General features: G+C 74.6%; 2 protein-coding genes. Both read left to right on the top strand.

What is annotated here, in order from left to right; translation table 11 throughout:
* A partial coding sequence (locus VT50_RS36025; RefSeq protein ID WP_143645327.1) for an SDR family NAD(P)-dependent oxidoreductase occupies positions 1-2,318 on the top strand: 2,318 nt, incomplete at its 5' end.
* Positions 2,318-4,064 (top strand): type I polyketide synthase (locus tag VT50_RS36030; RefSeq protein WP_143645328.1); only part of this gene is annotated, 1,747 nt, incomplete at its 3' end. The genes VT50_RS36025 and VT50_RS36030, both read left to right, overlap by 1 nt.

The raw sequence follows: 4,064 nt of genomic DNA on the forward strand, positions 1-4,064 counted from the left end.
GCGAGGTGGACTGGGAGGCGGTGTTCGGCGGGCGGGGTGCGCGGCGGGTGGAGCTGCCCACGTACGCCTTCCAGCGACAGCGCTACTGGTTCGACCCCGCCACACCGGGAACGCCGACCGCCACCACCACGGACGCGTCCTCCGTGGAGGCCCGCTTCTGGGAGGCGGTCGAGCGCGAGGACCTGGAGGCGCTGACCACCACCCTGGAGATCGACCAGCAGGCGCGGCTCGGCGAACTGCTGCCCGCGCTCTCCTCCTGGCGCCGGGGCCAGAGCGACCGAGCCACCGTGGACTCCTGGCGCTACCGCATCACCTGGTCCCCGGTGGCCGTCGAGGAGCGCACGGCACCGCTCTCCGGCACCTGGTGGGTGGCCGTGCCCGATAGCCGGGCGGACGGCACCCGGATCGCCGCCGTAACGGCCGCCCTCGACCGGCGCGGGGCCCGCGTCGTACCCCTCACCGTGGCCACCACCGGCCGTGACGCGCTCGCCGCGCGGCTGCGCCACGAGGCGGACACCGGTGGCACACCGGCCGGAGTGCTCTCGCTGCTCGCCCTCGACGACGGTCCGCACCCCGAACACAGCTCGCTCACCACCGGTCTGGCCCTCAACGTCGGACTGACCCAGGCGCTGGGCGACGCGGGGATCGCCGCCCCGCTGTGGCTCGCCACCACCGGCGCCGTCTCGGTGAGCGGATCCGATCCGCTCGGCAGCCCCGCACAGGCCGCCACCTGGGGCCTCGGCCGGGTCGTGGCCCTGGAACACCCCCAGCGCTGGGGCGGTCTGGTCGACCTCCCCGGATACCTTGACGAACGGACGGCGGACCGGCTGTGCGCCGCGCTCTCCGGCATCGCGGGCGACAGCGGCCCGGAGGACCAACTCGCCCTGCGCGATGCCGGGGTGTTCATCCGGCGGCTGGTCAGGGCGCCGCTGCGGACACCGGCCCGGGAGAGCTGGAAACCGCACGGCACCGCGCTGATCACCGGGGGCACCGGCGGGCTCGGCGCCCAGGTCGCCCGCTGGCTGGCCCGCTCGGGCGCCGAACACCTCGTGCTCACCAGTCGCCGTGGCACCGCGGCGCCCGGCGCCGCCGAACTGCGCGACGAGCTGATCGCGCTGGGCCAGGGCGGAGTGCGGGTGACGGTGGCGGCGTGCGACGTCCGCGACCGCGACGAGGTGGCGGCGCTGCTGCGCCGGATCACCACCGGGGGCGACCCGGTCCACGCCGTCTTCCACGCCGCGGGCGTCGTGGAGTTCGCCCAGCTCGCCGACAGTACGGTGGCCGACTTCGCGGAGCTGGCCGACGGCAAGGTGCTGGGCGCCGCCCATCTGGACGCGCTGCTGGACCAGGACCACCTCGAGGCGTTCGTGCTCTTCTCCTCGATCGCCGCCACCTGGGGGAGCGGCGGGCAGAGCGCCTACGCCGCGGCCAACGCCTACCTGGACGCCCTCGCCGAGCACCGCGAGGCACGCGGTCTCCCCGCCACCTCGGTGGCCTGGGGCCCCTGGGCCGACCACGGCATGATCGAGCACGGCGAGGTGGCGGAGCACCTGAGCCGCCGTGGACTGCCCGCGATGGCACCGGAGTTGGCGGTGACCGCGCTGAGCGAGGCGCTGCACTCCGGGGAGACCTCCCTCGTCCTCGCCGATGTGCGCTGGGACCGTTTCGTCCCCGGCTTCACCGCGGCGCGACCCCGGCCGCTGATCGGCGGGCTGCCGGAGGTGCGCGACGCCCTCGCCACCGCCGCGGCTCCCGACACCACCGGTCCGGACGAGGTGGCGGACACCTTCCTGGCGAGCCTCGCGGGCCTGCCGGGCGAGGACCTGGACCGGGCCCTGCGGGACCTGGTGCACGCCCAGGCGGCGGCCGTACTCGGCCACTCCTCGTCGGACGCGGTCGCCGGTGGCCGCCCGTTCAAGGAACTGGGCTTCGACTCGCTCACCGCCGTCGAACTGCGCAACCGGCTGGCCGCCGTCACCGGACTCGACCTGCCCGCCACCCTCGTCTTCGACTATCCGGCGCCCGCGCCACTGGCCGAATACCTCCGCGGCGAGCTGCCGTCGGCCCGCCCGGCGGACGCGTACACCCTCCTCGACGACCTGGACCGGTGGGAATCCGCGCTGCCGGAGCTGTTGCCGGAGCTGATGGCCGACCACGGGGTGCGGGACCGGCTGACGGGGCGTCTGCACGACCTCATGGCGAAGTTGGGCGGCACGCCCGGGGAACCCACCGGTGGGCCGTCCCCCGACACCGGCCTCCTCTCCGCTACCGCCGACGAGGTCTTCGACTTCATCGACAACGAATTCGGGGCTTCCTGATGGCGAACGAGAACGAAGAGAAACTCCTCACCTACCTCAAGCGGGTCTCCTCCGACCTCAAGCAGGCCCGTGACCGGCTGGAGCGGATCGAGGCCGACGAGCGGGAGCCGATCGCCATCGTGTCGATGGGCTGCCGCTTCCCCGGCGGTGTCCGCTCGCCTGAGGACCTGTGGCGGCTGGTGGCCGAGGGCCGGGACGCGGTCTCGGAGTTCCCCGCCAACCGGGGCTGGGACCCCGACGGGCTCTACGACCCCGACCCGGGCCGGTCCGGCACCTGCAACACCCGCGAGGGCGGATTCGTCCACGACGCCGACCAGTTCGACCCGGCCTTCTTCGGCATCTCCCCGCGCGAGGCGCTGGCCATGGACCCGCAGCAGCGGCTGCTGCTCGAGGTGTCCTGGGAGGCGGTCGAGCGCGCGGGCATCGACCCGCTCTCGCTGAAGGGCACCAGGGCCGGGGTCTATGTGGGGCTCGCCCCGTTCCAGTACGGCGGAGACCCGCAGTACGCCCCGCAGAGCGTCGAGGGCCATCTGCTGATCGGCAACGTCTCCAGCGTGGCCTCCGGCCGGATCTCGTACACCCTCGGCCTCGAGGGACCGGCCATCACCCTGGACACCGCGTGCTCCTCGTCGCTGGTGACCATGCACCTGGCGGCCCAGGCGCTGCGCCGCGGCGAATGCTCGCTGGCCCTCGCCGGAGGGGTGGCGGTCATGGCCACCCCCGGTGTCTTCGTCGAGTTCAGCCATCAGCGCGGACTCGCCGCCAACGGCCGCTGCAAGTCCTTCGCCGCGGGCGCCGACGGCACCGGCTGGGGCGAGGGCGCGGGCATGGTGCTGCTGGAGCGGCTGTCCGACGCCCGCCGCAACGGCCACCCGGTCCTCGCCGTGCTGCGCTCCAGCGCCATGAACCAAGACGGCGCCAGCAACGGCCTCGCCGCGCCCAACGGCCCCGCCCAGCGCCGGGTCATCGAGGCGGCGCTGACCGCGGCCGGGCTCACGGTGGACGACATCGACGCCGTCGAGGCCCACGGCACGGGCACGGCGCTCGGCGATCCCATCGAGGCGGGCGCGCTGCTCGCCACGTACGGCAAGGGCCGCACCTCCGGCCATCCGCTGTGGCTCGGCTCGCTCAAGTCCAACATCGGCCACACCCAGGCGGCGGCCGGGGTCGGCGGGGTCATCAAGACGGTGATGGCGCTGCGCCACGGAACGCTGCCGAAGACGCTCCACGCCGAACAGGCGTCCCCGGCCGTCAACTGGTCCTCCGGCGCGGTCGAGCTGCTGGCCGAGGCCCGGGAGTGGCCCGAGCGTGGCCGTCCGCGCCGCGCCGGGGTGTCCGCGTTCGGCGTGAGCGGCACCAACGCCCATGTCATCCTCGAACAGGCCCCGGCCGACGCGGAGGACGAGGAAGAGCACGCCCCCGCGCTCGACGGGACCGCGCTCGGCGGCTCCGCCGTCCCCTGGGCGCTCTCCGGCAGAAGCGAAGCGGCCCTGCGGGCGCAGGCGGAGCGGCTGCTGGCGCATCTGCGTGAGCGCCCCGAGGCGTCCCCGGCCGACATCGGCCACTCGCTCGCCACCGGACGGTCGGCCTTCGAATACCGCGCCGCGGTGGTGGGCGAGGACCGCTCCCAACTGCTGGGCCACCTAGAGGCGTTGGCCACCGGCGGGGTGTCCGCGGGCGTGGTGCGCGGCGATGGCGCGGCGGCCCCGGAGGCCCGTCCGGTGTTCGTGTTTCCGGGGCAGGGGT

The organism is Streptomyces antioxidans, from assembly GCF_000968685.2.
GTDB classification, from domain to species: Bacteria; Actinomycetota; Actinomycetes; order Streptomycetales; family Streptomycetaceae; genus Streptomyces; species Streptomyces antioxidans.